The following is a 2,494-nucleotide window of genomic DNA, read 5'->3' as shown; positions in this document are numbered from 1 at the left end:
AACCATCATTGTCTGTATCACAATATTCAAGTGGCGCAATAGAAAATACTTGCGGAGCATCTTCAACTGATATGATTAAAGAAGTTGTTACAAAGCAAGCTGCATTTGCCGTTTCAACTCGTACATATACAGTTTGTGGGTTACTAATGTTTGTATAAGGAATTACCAAAGGACTGGAACCTATTTGGGCATCGGCTTGTGTTAAGTAGTATTGTACAGATAGACCCGGTATTCCTCCTGATATTTCATTGTTTTTTACGTTTAAATCTACAGCAGTGAACCCATCAGCAATAGCATCATCACAAACAATTAAATCTGAAGGCATATTTGCCGTAGGTAATGCTTCAAATAATATATTAAAAGAGGTAGTTGCAAAACAATCGTTTCCAGCTTGTGTGGCTTCTATTCTAACAAATATGGTTTCTCCATTAGTACCCGTATACATAGTAGGTAAAGGATTTGCATTTATATTTGCGTCTGCTTGATTGCTATGAAAAGTTATAGAATAGTTTGCTGCATTTTGCGTTCCTAATATGTCTGTTTCTTGAGTAGAAAAATCATAATTTTCAACACCGTTACCATCAGCGTCACAAGCAATCATATCACTAGGTTGATTGGCTATAGGCTGATTGTTTACACAGATTTGAAAATTTGTAGTATTGAAACAGGCTGGATTCATATTATTTTCTATGCGAGCATATATTTGCTGACAAGGAGCTGTATTTACAAAAGGAAAAGATAAAGTATTGATTCCATTATTTGCGTCTGGTTGACTTGTATGATAAGTAATTGTAAATAAGGATGAGTCTTGTGAACCAAGAATTGTAGCATTTAAATTCGTAAAATCAAATGATTCCACTCCGTCATTAGACGAATCGTCACATACAGCTATATTTGCTACAGGATTTGCAATTGGAAGTGGGTCAAAAAATAATTGAAATGATGTAATAGCAAAGCAATCGTTTCCAATTTCTGTACTTTCAATTCTAACAAAAATAGTTTCTCCATTGTTCCCTGTATGAAGTGTAGATAGGGAATTTATATTATTAGTAGCATCTGTAACATTTGAATGGTATGTAATGGATACATCAGCAGCGTTTTGGGTTCCAAGAATATCAGTATCTTGGGTTGACAAATCGAATTGTTCTGTTCCATTTCCGTCCGCATCACATGAAATCATATCATTTGGCTGATTTGCAATAGGCTGACTATTTACACAAACTTCAAAATTTGTCGTGCTATAACAAGAAGCATTCGCATTGTTTTCTACGCGCACAAAAATGTTTTCGCATTGGCTTGTATTGGTATATGGAAACACAAGCGCACTCATGCCGCTATCAGCATCTGCTTGTGACAAGTGATAAGTCACCATAAACATGGTTGGATTTTGTGTGCCAAGTATAGTTGTATCTAGTACTGTAAAATCGAATGGTTCTACACCATCATTAGAGATATCATCACATACAGAAAAATCAGCTGCGGAATTTGCTACAGGCAACGGATTTACATTAATTGTAAAACTTTCTTGAATGATATCCGCACAACTATTGGCAATATCAACAGTATATGTAGTTGTTGTTGTAGGGCTAAACACAGGATTAGGAAGTGAAGGATCACTTACGTTTGCAGTAGGTGACCAATTGTAGGAAGTAGCCCCTGTAATACTAGCATCAATTGATGTTACAGATTCTCCTTCGCAAATAGTTTGATCACTTAATGCTAATGTATTAGCAAACGAAACATAGTCAAAGCATACACGTTGCAAATTTGCCGCACCACCTGTAGAGCCAGTAAAGCCAAAATAAGCATCTGTTACACCTGAAAAAATAGTGTTCACAACATCTCCTGTATAAGTAAGTCTTAATGAGCAGTCAAAATAGACTTCCAATGTTGTTGTGGCAGCAGTCCATTCAATTCTAATAATATGTTCTACACCGTCTTCAACATTGACAGCAGTAGGAGATGCCTGAACGGGACCTGCTAGATTTGTTGCAAAAGTATGATTATTGTCTCCTTCACTTACAATCGCTAAATGATCAAAAAATGGGTCACTCAAATCATTATTTTGCCATGTATCAAATTCAACTGCAATAGAATTATTTATACCTTCATATCCCATTCCTCCTCCAAGGTTTCCAATTTCTGGTGTTGATGAATTTTTAAGAATAAAAGTAATTCCATCAGCTCCATTGGCATCGTTTGTTCCAAAAAAACCTCGAAATTCGATTACAAAATCGTTCAACATATTTATTGGAGAGCCTGACCATACAGCGCCAGATTGGTTATTTATATTTTCTGTAATTTCAAAACAATCTCCTCCAATATCATTAGCATCTCCAAGAAGAGAAGGCATTAGTTGTGCATGTAGCTGAATACAAAAAAAGACAAAAAATAATGTTATATTATTCTTTGTCTTTTTTATATGTGTTTTTAAAATCATTGTCTTACAATTAGATAAGACAAATATGATAATTTATCTCTTCAATGTAAAATG

1 protein-coding gene is annotated in these 2,494 nt (G+C 34.9%); it reads right to left on the bottom strand.

The window, feature by feature from the left end; translation table 11 throughout:
- A partial coding sequence (locus AA088_RS17845) for an L-type lectin-domain containing protein (RefSeq protein ID WP_241483433.1) occupies positions 1 to 2,353 on the bottom strand: 2,353 nt, incomplete at its 3' end.
- Positions 2,354 to 2,494: the final 141 nt, after the last annotated feature.

This window comes from Kordia zhangzhouensis (assembly GCF_001005305.1).
GTDB classification, from domain to species: Bacteria; Bacteroidota; Bacteroidia; order Flavobacteriales; family Flavobacteriaceae; genus Kordia; species Kordia zhangzhouensis.
The sequence above is the reverse complement of the archived record's forward strand: the minus strand, read 5'-3'. Positions and strand labels throughout refer to the sequence as shown.